Genomic DNA, 15,926 nt, shown 5'->3' on the forward strand with positions numbered 1-15,926 from the left:
CGTAGGGGCGTATTGCAATACGCCCCTCATGAAAACAAAAAACGGGTCGGGCGGCACAGAAAACGTCCGCCCGAAAAGAAAGCGGGTCGTTCACGAACGACCCCTACAAATTGGAGCGGGCAGAAAGTACGCCCGTACACGTAAACAGAATCGACACGAGTATCATGGCATTACCGAAATTCGACGACGTCACATTAGTCTTTCTGCAATTTCTTGCAGATGGACAAGTGCATACACGCGCCGAGTATTTTGATGCGATTGCCAAGCATTTTCAGTTGAGCGAAGTCGAACGCAATGCGGTTTCGAAAAGCGGAATGAATCTATTTCGCGATCGTTGCTATTGGGCTCGCTATTATCTTTTACGAGCTCTCTTAGTTGAAAAAGTATCGAATGGAAAGTATCGTATTACGACGCGTGGTTTAGAATTATTGAAAGAGAAGCCGACAAAAATCAATGCAAAGCTATTGCTTGAAAAGTATGAAGAATTTAGAGAATTCTATCTAAAATCTCATGCTGAGAAAAGCATAACAGGAACCGAAAACGCATCGCCAATCGCAATACCAATAATGGAACTAACGCCAACCGAGCAGTTAACGCAAGTTGAAGAGACACTCCGACAAGAATTACTCGAAAAACTTCGTGAAGCGATATTGAAGAATACACCATCCTTTTTTGAGCAGTTGGTTGTCCGTTTGTTAGAGAAGATGGGTTATGGAATTGGCGAGATCACTGGCAAGTCGGGCGACGGCGGTATCGATGGGATTATTTACGAAGATAAATTGGGATTAGAGAAAATTCACATTCAAGCAAAGCGATTTGAAAATGCTCCAGTAGGAAGACCAACGATTCAAGGCTTTGTTGGGGCGTTAGTGGGGCTTGGCGCCGATAAGGGGGTTTTCATAACAATGTCGCATTTTTCGCAAGATGCGGCAAATTATGTTAAAGGTCTCAAAGCACAAAGAGTTATCCTAATCGACGGTGAAAAACTACTTCAATTGATGATTGATCACGAATTAGGCGTATCGGTTGACAGAATTATAAAAATCAATAAAATCGATAACGACTTTTTTGAACCGGATGAGTAACGGTTCGTTGGTACTCGAGGAAGTTATGAAATTAACACTAAACGGAAAGACCGTCGAAGCGGAGAAGGGGGAATACCTTCTCGCCGTGGCGCGTCGCGAGAATATTCGCATCCCGTCGCTCTGCCATCACGACGGCGTCGAGCCCGTCGGCGCGTGCCGGTTGTGCGTCGTCGAAATCACCCGCCCCGAATGGGGTGGCTGGACCCGACTTGTTACCAGTTGTCTTTATCAGGCGGAAGAGGGACTCATCGTCGACACCCACTCGCCAAAAGTGGTGGAGACGCGGGCGACTCTGCTCGATATGCAGCTCGCACGGTGCCCGAATAGCGACGTGATCAAAGGGTGGGCGAAAGAGTACGGGATCGAAAAGACCACGATGGAAATTCGGGTCGATGGCGATAACTGTATTCTTTGCGATATCTGCGTCCGGGTCTGCGAAGCGGTTGGCAGAAATGCGATTGCCCGTACGTCACGCGGCATCCAGAAGGTGATAGCGACGCCGCTCGAACTCGACGAAGAGCGTTCGTGCATCGGCTGTCTCGCCTGTGCCCACGCCTGTCCGACCGATGCGATTCCGTGGGAAGAGAAAGACGGTAAGCGGACGATTTGGGATCACACCTTCGATCTCGTGAAGTGTGTCGATACCGGCGACGTGTTGGGAACGCCGGAGCAACTCAAGCACTTTGCGCAGAAATCCGGGTTACCCGAAGCGTATTTCACGAAGTCGGATCGCGCGCGGAAACTTGAGACTGCCCGTAAATTCGTCTCAGTTGTTTAATAGGGTGTAAGGTGTATGGTGTAAGGTGTATGCAAGTTTGTTCAATTGATACCCTTCACCTTTGACCTTTTACCTTAAACCATTTTCGAGAGAAAAATGAGCAAGAAACTTTGGGTTACCCCATACCGTTGTATCGGCTGCCGTTCGTGCGAAATCGCCTGCAGCTTCGTCCACAGTAAATCGCCAATGAATCCGGCGATGACAAGGGTACGCGCCTACACCTTCTCGCCGACGGTGTCGTCGGTTGTCCTCTGTCTACAATGCGACGAAGCGGCATGTCAGAAAGTCTGTCCGACCAATGCGCTGCCGCGCAATCCGGTCACCGGCGCGATTGAAGTCGATACGAACAAATGCGTAAAGTGCATGATGTGTACCGTCGCCTGTCCCTTCGGGAATATCCATCTCGACAAGTTCGCCAATGAAATTGTCAAGTGCGATGTCTGCGGCGGCGATCCCGCGTGTGCGAAATTCTGTCCAACTCGCGCGCTCGAATGGGCGGAAGAGTCGTCACCCGATCTCGCACCGGGTGATCAAATCGAAGTCCCCCCGTTACCACTCATGGCAAGGGTGAATAACGCCTAAACAATGGTGTAAGGTTAAGGGTGTAGGGTAAAAGATAAGTCGATAATTTTATATTGTAGGGGCGGCTGGCAGCCGCCCTTTGTTATAGGGGTAGTTGATGAGAATGACCCCTTCCTAACTGAGCAGTTCTCGAACCGCCCTTACGTCCGCCCGTGTCGTTGGGTGCGTCACGACGATTACAAAGGAGTTTGTTATACGGTAGGTCATCTTTGCGGAGTACTCGATAGCTGGTTTTGTTGTATTGCAAATCCCACTTGTGGGCGTGAGTAGAAGCAAAATTTGTACTATGTGGAACACCTTTATTAGGTAGAACCCCCCACATAACGCCCTTCACCACTGCATGCATTTGTACAAACGCGTTGATTGTTTGCAGTCCAGCCAATAGTAAATGTCTACAAGTATCACACACCGCCGGAACCGGAGCTTTTCCCAATTGAAACATACCACAATAATTTCCAAAACTTTCGCTTCCGTTCCACAAAGTAAGAATTATCTTTTGGTGATTTACTCAAATGGGTCGTCTCGGTTACCGTTTCTTTCCCCCTGTTGTGATATCGTTGAAATAGGTCCAGCCCCACCCTGTCAATTTGCACTCTTTGAATACCAAGGGAGTTAGTTCTTCGTTTTTGTTCGCTCCCTTTTGAGGATCGCGCGTATAGTAATACACCACTTCATAGAGGTTCCCATCGGCACCCTTCACCGTCTCGGTGCGATACGGGTTGTACATCATCCGCATATTCCATAGCAACAGCATTTCCGTGCCCATAATCTCAATCGCTTCGTCTTTATCGATGCCGATATTCAGCTCAGCGAGCCGCGACCCATTCTTCCGCCGGACCTGTGACTCACCCGGCAGTAAAATCATGCAACCATCGAGTAGCAACATGAGTATAACCAAAGATGCGACTGCATATTTACGCATAACCTCCCCTATCGTGGTTCATAGATAGACCACCACATCTAATATCGGCTCGATAGGGAGAAAACCTGAGAACACAAGAATTGTTCCGTATCATACAGTAAATGCAAAAGATTTACATCCAAGAGGTTATAAAATGGCAACCGATAAACTGACGACCAAAGCCCGCCAAGCCTTTGAGACCGCCATCAGCACGGCAAAACACCGGGGCAACGCCACCTTCGATGGCATTGACCTCCTCGCAGCCCTGCTTGCCGATGAAGGGGGGATGACACGCCCGATCCTCGAACAAATTCCGGTCGAATTCGCTAAACTGCAAGCGCGAATTCAGCAGGAGATCGCCCGCAAGCCGGTGGTTCAAGGGGATATCGAAGTTACTCCCGGCCGCGATATACAAACAATTTTTGCCAAAGCGAGCGAATGGACGACCAAACTCGGCGATGAGTACGTTTCGACTGAACACCTCCTGTTAGCCCTTGCCGACAGTGGCGGCGACGCTTCCCGGCTCTTAAAAGAAATCGGCGCGACCAGCGACAAACTGTTGCAAGCGACCGCGAAAATTCGCGGCAACCATCGCGTAGTCGACGAAGACCCGGAAACAAAATTCAACGCCCTCAAGAAGTATGGTCGTGATTTAACCGAATTAGCCGCCAACGGAAAACTCGATCCGGTGATCGGACGCGACGACGAAATCCGGCGGGTATTACAGGTACTGTCGAAACGAACCAAAAATAATCCCTTACTAATCGGCGAAGCGGGCGTCGGCAAAACGGCGATTGCCGAAGGGATCGCGCACCGCATTGTCGCTGGCGACGTGCCCGATTCCTTGAAGAAGCGGAAAATCGTCTCGCTCGATATCGCCTCACTGACTGCCGGCGCGAAGTACCGCGGGGAATTCGAGGAGCGGTTGAAGGCGGTAATTCAGGAAGTCGTTGCCGCGAAAGGGAATGTCCTGCTCTTCATCGACGAAATTCATACTGTTGTGAGTGCCGGCAATGCCGAAGGCGCGGTCGGCGCCGCCGATATACTGAAACCGCCGCTTGCACGGGGAGAGTTACGTTGCATCGGTGCAACCACCATCGACGAATTCCGGAAGCATATCGAGAAAGACCCGGCGCTGGCGCGGCGTTTCCAAACCGTATTGGTAGATGAACCGGGGATCGCCGAAACAGTTGCAATTCTTCGCGGCTTGAAAGAACGGTATGAAATTCACCACGGTGTATCGATTCGCGACGAAGCGCTGGTCGCGGCTGCCCGGTTATCGCACCGTTATCTCCCCGACCGCCGATTACCAGATAAAGCGATTGATTTAATCGATGAAGCGTGTGCGCGGTTGCGGATTGAACTGGATAGCGTTCCCGAGGAAATCGACGAAGTGCAACGGCAAATCCGCCAATTGGAAATTGAGAAAGCCGCGGTCGCCAAAGGTTCGGCGGGAACCCACCAATTACAAGAAATCGAATCAGAACTCGGCGAATTGAAACAACAGCTTGCGAACTTGAATGAACGATGGCAACGGGAAAAATCTGCCTTGGATTTGGTGCGCGCCGAAGCGGAGAAACTCGATAAACTCAAATTGGAAGAAGAACAGTCAATTCGCGCGGGGAACCTGAATCGCGCCGCTGAGCTGAAGTATGGCAGTATTCCTGAAGTGCAAAAGAAAATCACTGAGCTGCGCAACCGCTATGCCGCCAATGAGAATAGTCCACTACTACCGGAATCGGTCGGTGAAGATGATGTCGCGCAAATCATTTCGCGTGCGACCGGCATTCCCGTTCAGAAAATGTTGGAGACCGAAAAACGGAAATTGCGTGAATTGGAAGCGCGGTTACATCAGCGAGTGGTTGGGCAGGAGCTCGCAGTGAAAGCGGTTGCGAATGCGATTCGCCGCTCACGTGCCGGGTTATCCGAATCGTCGCGTCCGATTGGCAGTTTTTTCTTTTTAGGTTCGACTGGCGTCGGAAAGACCGAGTTGGCGAAAGCGCTCGCCGAAGAGCTCTTCTCCGATGAATCGGCGCTCATTCGCATCGACTTATCGGAATACACCGAGCAGCATAGCGTCGCGCGGCTAATCGGCGCTCCGCCCGGCTATGTCGGTTACGAAGAGGGGGGACAACTAACCGAAGCAGTCCGCCGCCGCCCCTATGCGGTAATCCTCTTCGATGAAGCGGAAAAAGCGCATCCGCAGGTATTCAATTTGCTATTGCAAGTCTTGGACGATGGACGATTGACCGATAATCAAGGGCACACGGCGCATTTTGAAAATTGCGTTGTCATCTTTACATCGAATATCGGCAGCGAACTGATTTCTGAGCATTTGCGGGAACATAACGGTAGTTCGGATTTACCGGATGAAGTGCGCGAGCACGTGCTTTCTTTACTCAAATTGAAGTTACGGCCGGAGTTCCTTAACCGATTGGACGAAGTGGTTTTCTTCCATCCATTGAACTCGGAGCAACTCAACGCAATACTCGATTTGCAGATTTCCCGGATTCGTAAACGATTGGAACCGCAAGGCTTTGCGTTGGAGGTAAGCGAAGCTGCGAATCAACTGTTGTTGACCGAAGGAACTAACTTCGAGTATGGCGCGCGACCTCTCAAGCGGGCTTTGCAGGATTTATTGCTCGATCCGTTAGCCGATGTTTTGTTGAGTGGCGATTTTGAGAGTAGCGATACCATTTATGCCGATGTGCAATCCGGTAAGATTATTCTTACCGCCAAAGTGAGTAAATAAATGCGGGTAATCGACGAACGACTATCGTTAGTATTGCGGGAAGATGAGCAGCGATTCGACAAGAAAACCACGCCGTTTCTCAACGATAGTTTACAATTGTATGAACTATGGCAAAAGCAGATCGAGCGATTGTACCCGGAGCTGTCGCCGGTGATTTTCGCGTTGACTGCATCCGAACAAACGATAAGTAATCTTCACGATTACTCAGCAAGCGATTTGTACCGGATTTCCCATGCGGTCTCGACGCTATTCCAATTGTACAATCTTGCCGAAGAGCATCACCGCTTGCGCCGCATTGGCGCGCATCGCAGCAGTAAACCAGAAAAGGGAACTTTCGCAGCTCTTGCCCCGCAGGAATCATTACTCGAAGAATTGCAAAAGGTAAATGTCCGCATCGTATTCACGGCGCATCCTACCGAGGTGCGGCGGCCGGCACTGCTGCGCGAATGGCGGCAGATTGCGCAATTGCTCGCCGATAGTGAACGCAACGATTTCACCAACGAGCAACATCAGTTACTCCGTGACAATTTAGCGGCATCGATTCAATCGTTATTAGTTACCGGGGACGTCCGCACCAACGAGGTAACTCCATATCACGAGATCCGAGATTTATGGTCGCAACTCAGTAATGTTTGGCAAGCTTCGGAAGCCCTATTCCATCGGATACGGCTCGCCGTTCCGTCATCGCTTGCAACCGAAGCACCGCTATCTCCGCTCTCCTTCGGTTGTTGGGTGGGCAGCGATGCTGATGGTAATCCGAATATCACCGCCGAGACGATGCAGTATGCGGCGGATACATTGCGCAGGATGGCACTTTCGCGTTACCTGACATCGTGTGAAACGATTCGTTCCCAACTCACAATCAATGCTGGTCTACTCGATATTGCACCTGCCATCGGCGAATGGCTTTCGCTCACCGAGCATCGAATGCCGAAAACAACTTCACGAATCGGACAACGCTATCGGGAAGAGCCGTTCCGTCGCGCGTTTACGTTCATCTGTGAGCGGATTAGCGATACGTTAAAACAGCTGCCCGAAGACGAATCACTTCACGGTTATGAAATCGTCCGAACGATTCCGCCACGCGAGATCGAGTTGCCTTACACCACAGCTTCCGAATTGGAAAACGATTTAATTGCAATTCGGAATTCTCTACACGCAACTTTACAATCGCATTATCTCCCCATCGAGCAATTGCTATTTCAGGTGCGCAATTTTGGTTTTCATTATGCGTCCCTCGAACATCGGATTCATGCAAAGGATGTCATCGAATGTTTCCAACTGCTATGGCAACCGGAGAATGCATCGCTTTCAGTTGAACAAATTCTATTCCGAATTCGCGAAACGGTAAATCGTTGTGAAGCGATATCAGTGGAAGCGATTGCCGAGCATCGGGTGATAAAACGGCTGCGGAAAGCCGCGGGATTGCGCCGCGCGTATGGTTCAAAAACTCTTGATACTGTGATTCTCTCCGGCACCTCCCAAGTCGAAGAATTACTTGGACTCAGTTTACTGCTCGACGCCTGTCAAGTTGATGCAAATGAACCGGAACCGATTCGTGTCGTCCCATTATTTGAAACATTGCCCGATTTACAACATGCGCCAGTCTTTCTCAATGAATTGTTTTCGCTCCCGTATTGGCAAACGAAGTTGCAAGTTGCTCATCGCATCCAGGAAGTGATGCTGGGCTATTCTGATTCCGGGAAAGATGCCGGGATTGTAGCGGCGAATTTAGCACTCGATCAAGCTGCTCGTGAGATTCATGCCGCCGGTGAACGCAACCAAGTTGCCATCCAATTTTTCCATGGGCGTGGCGGCACTGTTGCTCGCGGTGGCGGTTTTCTCTATCAATCGATTGTTGCCTCTCTCCACGGCGTCGGTGATGGTCACTGGAAATTGACCGAACAAGGAGAGATGATTGCGACCCGTTATGGCGATCCTGCGCTGGCGGTGCGGGTAATCGAACAGATGCTGGTGGCGACCATCGAAGCGCGTACTTTGCAATCCACAATTTCCTCCAATGCCGCGCTGGAATTCGAGGAACTATCGGTATTATCGGAAAAAGCTTGGCGTGCGCTGGTGTATGAAAAACCGGATTTTGCGCAATTCTTCGCGATCGCGTCTCCGGTCGGAGAATTATCGGCGTTGCGAATTGGCAGTCGCCCTGCGAAACGCACCCCTGGCGGTGATATCTCGATGTTACGGGCAATCCCTTGGAACTTCGCATGGCTGCAAAACCGCATCAATTTGACCGGATGGTACGGTGCCGGAACTGCGCTCAATGCCATTCGACATCAACCGGAATTGTGGCATGGTTTTCTTGCCGCCTTACCACACACCCCCATTCTGCAATTGCTTATCCAGAAATTGCGAATCTCGCTCTGGCTATCGGATTGGAATGCCGCAGAGTTCTATCTACATCGGGTACCGGAGGAGCATCGCGCATACATAACCCGGATTCGCAATGAATTCGATGATTTGAAAACAGTATTGGAGGAATTGCAGGAACACCTTCCGGCAAAATCCTATGCAATCTTTCATGCGTCGCGCGCAGTACGGGTTGCCCCCTTGCGGGGATTGGCAGCGATTCAGAGTGAACTCATTGACCGCTTCCGTAATCAAACCAACACAACGGTTGAGACGATGCTGCAGCGCGCCTTATTGCAATCCTTTATCGGCGTTTCGGCAGGATTGCGTAATACCGGTTGATATTGGCGTTTGCGAATCGTATGTTAGCCGTTTCTTGGGGGGTTATTATGATCGATACAAATCACTGGCGCGAACTATTTGCCGACGAACAACTGACGAGGCAGCGCGCTTTTGCGCAATACACCGATGACATTATCGCAACAATCGCGAAGTTGCCGGGTTATAGTTGGTGTGGTTTCTACTGGGTAGTGGGCGATACGCTGCACCTCGGCGCATGGCGCGGGCCCCACGCTACCGAACATGTCGCGATACCGGTTGGACAAGGGATTTGCGGAGCGGCAGTGACTTCGCGGGAAACCGTAATTGTCGACGATGTCACAAAAGACCCGCGTTACCTGCAGTGTTTCCTTTCGACAAAATCGGAAATCGTGGTTCCCATTTATACTGACGGTGATCCAAGTAAGGACGTTATCGGGGAAATCGATATCGATAGCGATAAAACCGGTATGTTCACATCGGACGACCGCTTACAATTGGAAAAACTCGCGACCTTGATTGGAAAGTTCTATCCTACCGGTTTCGATCCCCGTTTGGTGTAGTGTATCTTCAGAATCTATCCTCGGGTGGGGGTTTGAGAAGGGGCGTATCGCATACGCCCTTTTTTCATGGGCGAACACCGGTTCTGCTGTATACAAGTAATTGGCAAAGTTAGTTCTATTACTGTACGTAAATCTATCTCACGAATAGGTAGCCGCTGGCTTTAGCCAGCGAATAGAGTGAAAATTATAAAACGCGGTCTAAAGCCCACGGCTACCAATACAAAGCGAATAAACAAGATCGTTTCGTATCTTTTTAGAACCAATATCCTATTGGAACCGTTTACCGAAGTTTCCTACCTTGTACCCTGAATGACGACTTACTGCAACTTGAACGCCAACGCGACAGGAATTAACCGATGAGCCAACCACATTCCATCGACCAATACGAACTCGACCGTTACCTTTGCATCTTGCGGGATATCGATACGAACACTGTACAATTTCGGTGGGCGTCTGATAACCTCGCCCGCTTGTTGTGCAGTGCTGCCGTGGCGAAACTGCCTCATCGCAAAATCACCGTGAAAACGCCAGTGGGGATTGGCGAGGGTGTTGAACTCGCGACAAATGTGATGGGGGTTCCGATTTACCGTGCCGGGCAGGCATTGGTACAGGCGTTTCTCGGTGTAGTGCCGCAAGCGGCAGTCGGTTCGTTATTGATTCAACGCAATGAGGAGACAGCGCAACCGAAATTGTTTTACAAAAAATTTCCCCATCCACTGCCGCCGAATGCAATTATCCTTGATCCGATGCTTGCAACGGCGGGTTCGGCGATTATGGCGGTGAATATTTTGAAGGAACACGGCTACGCATCGGATTCGATTTATTTCCTCGGGGTCGTCGCTTCACAGGAAGGTTTTGATCGGCTCTCGCAACACATTCCAACGGCGCACATCACGGTAGCCGCGGTCGATCCGCGCTTGACTGCAATGAAGTACATCGATCCCGGATTAGGCGATTATGGCGACCGCTACTTCGGCACTTGATATCTTGGATATTCTATTTTCCGTTTTACAGTGTTTACTGTGTTGGGCGAATTCTCTGAGCGCCCTTTGTTGTAGTAGGAACAGACCTCAGAAAAGTCCGTCCTCGTTTTTGAGTACGGGCGAACCTTGTGTTCGCCCTTTTGTTTTGGGTTGGTAGTTTTAGGTTGGTTGTTTTGTACTGGTGGTTACGGGTTTCCAAACCCGTTCCGTAGGGGCGTGCCGCGCACGCACTTCTGTTTGTATCGTAGGGGCGGCTGGCAGCAGCCCTTTCTTTAGTAGGGACAGATCCCAGAAAAGTCTGTCCATGTCATTGCGAGCGTAGCGAAGCAACCCCGCAGGGCTCACCGAAGGTAATCCCATTTGCTATCGTAGGGGCGGCTGGCAGCCGCCCTTGTTTCAGTAGGGGCAGACCCTCTGGGTCGCCCTTTTGTTTTTACAGGTCTGGAGACCTGTCTGTACCCAATACAGGCGGGGACGCCTGTCTCTACCCAATTTCGGGCGGACACGATGGTCCACCCCTACCCACCCCCTACCACCTTACACCCTACACCTTACACCTTTCACCCTTCACCATTTTTTTCGATCCCCATTGCCCATTCCCCTTCACCCTACACCCTTCACCTTTCACCTTAGCAGCACCATCTTCTTTGTTTTCACAAAATCCCCGGATTGCATCCGCACGAAATAGGTTCCCGACGAAAGATGTTGTCCATCGATGGTCACTCGATAACTTCCGGTTTGCTGTTTCTGGTTTACAAGGGTTGCGACTTCCCGACCGGTGATGTCGAATAGTTTTAGATCGACAAATCCCGGTTTTGGTAGTGAGTAGGAAATGGTTGTGGAAGAGTTGAAGGGGTTGGGGTAGTTTTGGGATAACGAATAGGTTTGTGGAAAAAGAATCCGTTCTGTTGCAATATCGGTCGTATCGATGTGGATTTTTGTCAAAAAAGCATCTTCAAATCCAGCATTATAAGTTGGGTCGAAACCGTTTGGTGTCGTTGGAAAACTCGGACTGTCGGTAATACCGGAAACATAAATATCGTTATTGTTATCGACGGTCACACAAAATCCATCATCAGAGTTTGAGCCGCCAAGGTATGTACCATATAGTAAGTTGGAACCGGTACTATCCAATACTGCGACGAAGCAATCACCGCCGCCATTATAAGTAGCATCGAAACAGTTGGCAGTAACCGGAAAATCAGCACTATTGGTCTGTCCAGTGATGAGGATGCTTCCATTAGTAGATAGATCAGAAGGGGCTGCCAAATCAGAACCGGTTCCACCGAGAAGTGTGCTAAAAACGACGCTTCTACCATTCTGATTGAACTTTGTGACAAATGCTTTTCTTGTTCCTAAATGCAACGTATCGAAAGCGCCGGGAGTCGTGGGAAAGTCCAAACTCGATGTGTAACCTGTAACTAGTACCTCATTTGTGTTCAACACTTTGACCGTCTGTGCTACATCATAGGAAGAACCACCCCAATAAGTGCTGTACAGCAATTGTGAGCCGTCGGCAGTTAAGCAAAGGAGAGCACAATCATAGCCCTCCCCACCGCCGAAAGACGTATCAATCGCATCAGCCGTTATCGGGAAATCAGAACTTAGCGTGGTAGGTGCTGCCCAGAGGTAACCGGAACGATCGTAATCGATGGCTAAGATACCATCGATACTGTTACCACCGAGGAAAGTACAAAACAGTAGTTGGGTTCCCGAAGCATTGAGATGAAGCAAGAAACCATCGCTATTGCCGTGCATCGAATTTTGCAAAGCGTTTGTTATCGGAAAGTTCGCACTTGCAGTTAAACCGGACGCGTAGTAACCGCCAATACCATCGGAACATAAATCGTCTAATTGATCGGTGGAACTTCCACCGATGACAACACTATACTGTATCGCCGAACCGGTGCTATTCAGTTTTGTTACAAAACCATCTCCATCACCACCCCGTGGACCAAAACTGCTGGTGGTCGGAAAATCACCGGATCTCGCTATACCTGCGACAACAACATTGCCAACACTATCGATTAAAACACCGGTGCAACCATCATCTCCTCCACCACCGATTGAAGTACTAAACAATAGTTGTGATCCGGATGCATTGAAATGGGTGATGTAACCGTCCCGTGCGCTAATGGTTGGGTCGAATGCGCCTGGAGTTGTCGGGAAGTTCCAACTTTCCGTTGCCCCGACCAGAATTATTCCACCGTTACCATCAAGACACATATCCAAACCATTATCATCGTCATTACCCCCCAAAAAGGTGCTATAGATGAGGGGATCGATGCGTAAGGAATGGTCGGGGTTATAACCGTTCGGCAGTACGATCCCGAACGTGTTTTGGTCGGTGAGTTCAAATGTCGCTTCGATTTCCGTTCGACTCCCATTTGCCGAAATCTGATACACACTCGGCAACGCAGTTCGCAATTCCCCCAATGATGTTGACAGGAGAAGCTCGGCAATGGGCAATGGGGATTGGGCAATAGGGGATGGGTGTTGGGTGTTAGGTGATGGGTAGGGGCGGACTCCCATGTCCGTCCGCGTCGTTTCTGTGGTAGCGGGCGTATGCCATACGCCCCTACTGGAATCCATTACGCCATCGGACAAGAATGTCCGATGTACGGTTCCTCCAGTAGTTCGTGAATCGCGTAGCAGGGCACGAACATTTACATCGGGCGACCCAGAGGGTCTGCCCCTACTGGAACATTTGTCAGACAGGATTGTCTGACCTACACCTGTAACTGCGGGCGTGCGCGGCACGCCCCTACTGTTCCCAGTCCCCCGTTCCCTGTTCCCTTTATCCAAATGAGATTGCTTCGGCGCAGGGCGCTCTCGCAATGACAGTAACGATTCCGGATCCCCGAACCCCGAAATCCGATCCCCTTCTAATCCCTCGACAGACATCCGAATTTGTGACGGATCGAAGCCGGGATGGACGATGAAATCGAATTCTAATTTGCCTTCGTTTTCATACCATTCGATATCGATCCCATCCCACACTTCCCGATACACGACCGTAGAAAAGTTGCGACAATTTGGAGCCCACTTCGAAGAATCATTCCCCAAGAAGTAATTATTCTTCCAGGGGAGTTCACCCTGCGCTTCCACGCTTTGTGCTTCCGCACGGTGTAAGGTGGAAAAAGATTGGTGTAGGGTGTAAGGTGTAGGGTGTAAGAAATCGGGTGAAGGGTTTAGGGTATAAGGTGTAGGGTGTTGAGTAGAAAAAGATTGGAAAAGGTTCTCGGAATCTTCTTTTGTTGACCTTTCACCATTCACCTTTAACCCTTCACCCTTGACCTTTGACCCTTCACCCTTGACCTTTGACCCTTCACCCTTGACCTTTGACCCTTCACCCTTGACCTTTGACCCTTCACTTTTCACGAAGTGAAACTTCAGTGCATGAGATATCATTGGAACATTTTCACGCGCGGGATGGCGGCGCAGCATTTCCGGTAAGTCATTTTCCATTACGTCGTCGGACAAGAATGTCCGACGTACGGAGCCACCTGTGGGCGGCTGCCAGCCGCCCCTACCCTGTTCCCCATTGCCTATTGCCTGTTCCCCATTCCCCAAATGAGATTGCTTCGTCGCTGCGCTACCTCGCAATGACAATCCAGTTTCCTGAGCCCCGAAATCCGAATCCCGAGCCCCCGGTTGCGTTAGCAGTAGCGTTATCCCATCGCGTTCGAGGAACCATGTCATCCCATTCTTCGCTTGACACTTATATAGCACGCGAGCATCCCACTGCCCCTTGTTCTCGGTAAAGAAAAACGGTTTTGGTACTGAGGTTGACGAGGGTTTCGTGAGGGGTTTATGAGAGGATGCGTGGTTATCCGAAGCGGAAGCGAACTCCGGAAAGCAGAACAACAGGACGAAAAGAGAAGATACAGTTGTTAATTTCATCGCAACCTCTCGAAATCTTAGAAGCAATTCTAAGATACCGGTAGCGTGGAACCTAACAAAGGAATTTTACCATAAACGAGAAAAAGCACATCATCGGGTAGGGTTTTAACGGACAGGTGTGGGAAACCTCTTTTTCTGAACGGGTTTGGAAACCCGTAACCACCATCTCAAATACCCAACGGGTTTGGAAACCCGTAACCACCAGTTACACGTCAAATGATGTCAGGCAAGATTACCTGCGGTGAGCCGCAAGGCGGGTTGCCTAACCTCCAACTAATATGGGGCGTGCGCGGCACGCCCCTATTTAAGACTCAACACCCATCACCCACTACCCATCCAATCACCCATTGGCAACGGAGTCGATGGCAGATGTGATGAGGTCTTGTGCTTTCTTGCCGTGTGGTGCCAATTCGGCATTGTTAAGAGTATCGACCACCGTTGCCGGGTTTAGTGCCCAAATCGAGACAGTACCGTCATCCTCTTGCCGCAAACAAACCGAGCAGGGAAGAAATACACCAATCGAGGGATCGGCTTCCAGTGCGTTATGGGCAAGGGTCGGATTGCAAGCCCCGAGAATCCGGTACGGGGTTGTCTCGACGCCGATTTTCTCTTTCAACACTTTATCGGCTTCGATCCGGGTGAGAATGCCGAATCCGACTTCTTTCAAAGCGGCGGTGATTTTCGTTTCGACTTCGTCGATAGTTCCGGTTGCTTTTTTCGCGATTGCGAATTCCATAGATGGTTCCTCCGTTGTGATTTGGTTTAAGTTGCTTCGAACAATTGTGATACGATTTATCCCGGATTTATTGTTAAGAACCTCTACTTCTCCCATCCGATGCGCGAATTCGTTATCTTGGCTTATGCACCTTACCATCAAAGTGATTCCTCAATCGTCGCGCCTTGAATTTGCCGGGTGGCAAGGCGATGTTTTGCGGATAAGGCTCACGAAAGGAGCACACGACGGCGAGGCGAATGGGCAACTCATCGAGTTTCTCGCCAAGAAATGCAATGTCCCAAAAACATCGATTCGGATTCTCCACGGTGAGAAACAACGCGAGAAAACCATCGAACTACCCGACTCCGCTCACCCCTTCTTACCGGATTAAACATTCTTTAACACTGCAAATCTACTGGTGACCACTGTTTTTTTGGTAACGGTTATACTACATTACGACCATGTCCTCAATCTGGCTCGACATTCTCTTACTCTTTCTTCTCGTACTGGCGAACGGTTGGTTTGCCATGGTCGAGATTGCCGTCGTCTCTGCCCGCAAGGCAAAATTACAAGTGCTCGCTCGTAAAGGGAATGCTCGTGCCCAAGAAGCGTTGGCGCTCTTGACCCAACCGAGTCGCTTTCTGGCAACGGTACAAATCGGTATATCACTGGTTGGGGTCTTTGCCGGAGCTTTCGGCGGCGCAACCATTGCGGAAAAATTAGCCGTCTACTTTCGCTCCGTTCCTCTACTTGCCGAGTACAGTGAGCTCCTTGGTCTTATCGTCGTTGTCGCCGGGATAACTTACCTCTCCCTGGTCGTGGGTGAATTGGTGCCGAAACATGTAGCTTTACGTAATCCCGAGCGAGTCACTTTGTTGTTTGTTCGACCGTTACGTTGGCTGCTTTTACTCTCCTATCCGGCGGTACGATTTCTCAGCGCCTCAAGCGACGGCATCATGAAGATGATGCGGCTTTAACT

The 15,926-nt window shown here is 50.1% G+C and carries 12 protein-coding genes; 9 read left to right on the forward strand and 3 right to left on the reverse strand.

The window, feature by feature from the left end; all coding sequences use genetic code 11:
- Positions 1-164: 164 nt before the first annotated feature.
- The 3 genes from OEM52_02600 (at position 165) to OEM52_02610 (ending at position 2,445) form a co-directional block, all read left to right on the forward strand.
- A complete protein-coding gene (locus OEM52_02600; GenBank protein MDK9699028.1) occupies positions 165-1,085 on the forward strand; it encodes a restriction endonuclease in 921 nt (306 codons plus the stop codon).
- Between the two features lie 25 nt (positions 1,086-1,110).
- Positions 1,111-1,863, forward strand: coding sequence for a 2Fe-2S iron-sulfur cluster-binding protein (locus OEM52_02605; protein MDK9699029.1), 753 nt, complete (start codon positions 1,111-1,113; stop codon positions 1,861-1,863).
- A gap of 96 nt (positions 1,864-1,959) precedes the next feature.
- Positions 1,960-2,445 (forward strand): 4Fe-4S dicluster domain-containing protein, encoded by a 486-nt coding sequence (locus OEM52_02610; protein ID MDK9699030.1) that lies wholly within the window; start codon positions 1,960-1,962, stop codon positions 2,443-2,445.
- 526 nt (positions 2,446-2,971) lie between these two features.
- On the opposite strand, the gene OEM52_02615 is transcribed toward OEM52_02610, so the two are convergent.
- The gene (locus OEM52_02615; protein ID MDK9699031.1) at positions 2,972-3,367 is read right to left on the reverse strand and encodes a DUF3192 domain-containing protein; all 396 of its coding nucleotides are present in this window, start codon (positions 3,365-3,367) and stop codon (positions 2,972-2,974) included.
- Between the two features lie 133 nt (positions 3,368-3,500).
- Here OEM52_02615 and OEM52_02620 point away from each other — a divergent pair, with 133 nt between their 5' ends.
- From OEM52_02620 to upp, 4 genes are all read left to right on the forward strand, one after another.
- Entirely contained in the window at positions 3,501-6,098 is a 2,598-nt protein-coding gene (locus tag OEM52_02620; GenBank protein ID MDK9699032.1) for an AAA family ATPase, read from the forward strand.
- Positions 6,099-8,807, forward strand: a complete 2,709-nt coding sequence (locus tag OEM52_02625) for a phosphoenolpyruvate carboxylase (GenBank protein ID MDK9699033.1) — start codon at positions 6,099-6,101, stop codon at positions 8,805-8,807. It abuts the gene before it with no gap.
- A 47-nt stretch (positions 8,808-8,854) separates the two neighbouring features.
- Positions 8,855-9,346, forward strand: coding sequence for a GAF domain-containing protein (locus OEM52_02630; protein MDK9699034.1), 492 nt, complete (start codon positions 8,855-8,857; stop codon positions 9,344-9,346).
- A gap of 356 nt (positions 9,347-9,702) precedes the next feature.
- The gene (upp, locus tag OEM52_02635; GenBank protein MDK9699035.1) at positions 9,703-10,329 is read left to right on the forward strand and encodes a uracil phosphoribosyltransferase; all 627 of its coding nucleotides are present in this window, start codon (positions 9,703-9,705) and stop codon (positions 10,327-10,329) included.
- A gap of 624 nt (positions 10,330-10,953) precedes the next feature.
- On the opposite strand, the gene OEM52_02640 is transcribed toward upp, so the two are convergent.
- The gene (locus OEM52_02640; protein MDK9699036.1) at positions 10,954-14,232 is read right to left on the reverse strand and encodes a T9SS type A sorting domain-containing protein; all 3,279 of its coding nucleotides are present in this window, start codon (positions 14,230-14,232) and stop codon (positions 10,954-10,956) included.
- Positions 14,233-14,572: 340 nt separating this feature from the next.
- On the reverse strand, positions 14,573-14,968 hold the full coding sequence (locus OEM52_02645) for a DUF302 domain-containing protein (GenBank protein ID MDK9699037.1): 396 nt from the start codon (positions 14,966-14,968) through the stop codon (positions 14,573-14,575).
- A 46-nt stretch (positions 14,969-15,014) separates the two neighbouring features.
- On the opposite strand from OEM52_02645, the gene OEM52_02650 reads away from it, so the two are divergent.
- The gene (locus OEM52_02650; GenBank protein MDK9699038.1) at positions 15,015-15,338 is read left to right on the forward strand and encodes a DUF167 domain-containing protein; all 324 of its coding nucleotides are present in this window, start codon (positions 15,015-15,017) and stop codon (positions 15,336-15,338) included.
- 70 nt (positions 15,339-15,408) lie between these two features.
- Positions 15,409-15,924, forward strand: coding sequence for a CNNM domain-containing protein (locus OEM52_02655; protein ID MDK9699039.1), 516 nt, complete (start codon positions 15,409-15,411; stop codon positions 15,922-15,924).
- Positions 15,925-15,926 lie beyond the last annotated feature (2 nt).

This window comes from bacterium, from assembly GCA_030247525.1.
GTDB lineage: Bacteria > Electryoneota > JAOADG01 > JAOADG01 > JAOADG01 > JAOTSC01.

Excerpts from the sequence above, each read along its gene's own strand:
- OEM52_02600 (MDK9699028.1), top strand. The coding sequence starts at position 165 with ATGGCATTACCGAAATTCGACGACGTCACATTAGTCTTTCTGCAATTT.
- OEM52_02605 (MDK9699029.1), top strand. The coding sequence starts at position 1,111 with ATGAAATTAACACTAAACGGAAAGACCGTCGAAGCGGAGAAGGGGGAA.
- OEM52_02610 (MDK9699030.1), top strand. The coding sequence starts at position 1,960 with ATGAGCAAGAAACTTTGGGTTACCCCATACCGTTGTATCGGCTGCCGT.
- OEM52_02615 (MDK9699031.1), bottom strand. The coding sequence starts at position 3,367 with ATGCGTAAATATGCAGTCGCATCTTTGGTTATACTCATGTTGCTACTC.
- OEM52_02620 (MDK9699032.1), top strand. The coding sequence starts at position 3,501 with ATGGCAACCGATAAACTGACGACCAAAGCCCGCCAAGCCTTTGAGACC.
- OEM52_02625 (MDK9699033.1), top strand. The coding sequence starts at position 6,099 with ATGCGGGTAATCGACGAACGACTATCGTTAGTATTGCGGGAAGATGAG.
- OEM52_02630 (MDK9699034.1), top strand. The coding sequence starts at position 8,855 with ATGATCGATACAAATCACTGGCGCGAACTATTTGCCGACGAACAACTG.
- upp (MDK9699035.1), top strand. The coding sequence starts at position 9,703 with ATGAGCCAACCACATTCCATCGACCAATACGAACTCGACCGTTACCTT.
- OEM52_02640 (MDK9699036.1), bottom strand. The coding sequence starts at position 14,232 with ATGAAATTAACAACTGTATCTTCTCTTTTCGTCCTGTTGTTCTGCTTT.
- OEM52_02645 (MDK9699037.1), bottom strand. The coding sequence starts at position 14,968 with ATGGAATTCGCAATCGCGAAAAAAGCAACCGGAACTATCGACGAAGTC.
- OEM52_02655 (MDK9699039.1), top strand. The coding sequence starts at position 15,409 with ATGTCCTCAATCTGGCTCGACATTCTCTTACTCTTTCTTCTCGTACTG.